Here is a 672-nt window from a genome sequence, read left to right on the forward strand (position 1 = left end):
CGCGAGACGGAATCGAACCGCCGACACATGGAGCTTCAATCCATTGCTCTACCAACTGAGCTACCGAGCCAAATTGCGGGAGCAGGATTTGAACCTACGACCTTCGGGTTATGAGCCCGACGAGCTACCGAGCTGCTCCATCCCGCGTTAATATAAAAAGGAGGATGTGGGATTCGAACCCACGCACGCTTTTACACGCCTGACGGTTTTCAAGACCGTTCCCTTCAGCCGGACTTGGGTAATCCTCCATTATTTACAATGGACCTTGTAGGACTTGAACCTACGACCACTCGGTTATGAGCCGAGAGCTCTAACCAGCTGAGCTAAAGGTCCAACAAGATCAATATAGCGGCGAAGGGGATCGAACCCCCGACCTCCCGGGTATGAACCGGACGCTCTAGCCAGCTGAGCTACACCGCCATGAATCGGGAAGACAGGATTCGAACCTGCGACACCTTGGTCCCAAACCAAGTACTCTACCAAGCTGAGCTACTTCCCGCGTTAAATAAAAAAATGCACCCTAGAGGAGTCGAACCTCTAACCGCCTGATTCGTAGTCAGGTACTCTATCCAGTTGAGCTAAGGGTGCTCATCATTATATGCCGAGGACCGGAATCGAACCGGTACGATCGTTACCAATCGCAGGATTTTAAGTCCTGTGCGTCTGCCAGTT

General features: G+C 52.1%; 6 tRNA genes. All 6 read right to left on the reverse strand.

Annotated elements, in window-relative coordinates:
- Positions 1-73 precede the first annotated feature (73 nt).
- The 6 genes from D8844_RS10310 to D8844_RS10335 all read right to left on the reverse strand — a co-directional run bounded on the left by D8844_RS10310 (position 74) and on the right by D8844_RS10335 (position 588).
- Positions 74-147: transfer RNA gene (locus tag D8844_RS10310), tRNA-Met, on the reverse strand.
- Positions 148-158: 11 nt separating this feature from the next.
- A tRNA-Ser gene (locus D8844_RS10315) sits at positions 159-248 on the reverse strand.
- An 11-nt stretch (positions 249-259) separates the two neighbouring features.
- Positions 260-333, reverse strand: a tRNA-Ile gene (locus D8844_RS10320).
- Positions 334-346: 13 nt separating this feature from the next.
- Positions 347-420: transfer RNA gene (locus D8844_RS10325), tRNA-Met, on the reverse strand.
- A gap of 5 nt (positions 421-425) precedes the next feature.
- A tRNA-Pro gene (locus D8844_RS10330) sits at positions 426-499 on the reverse strand.
- Between the two features lie 15 nt (positions 500-514).
- Positions 515-588, reverse strand: a tRNA-Arg gene (locus D8844_RS10335).
- Between the last annotated feature and the right edge of the window lie 84 nt (positions 589-672).

Source organism: Streptococcus oralis, from assembly GCF_003942875.1.
Classification (GTDB): Bacteria; Bacillota; Bacilli; order Lactobacillales; family Streptococcaceae; genus Streptococcus; species Streptococcus oralis_BX.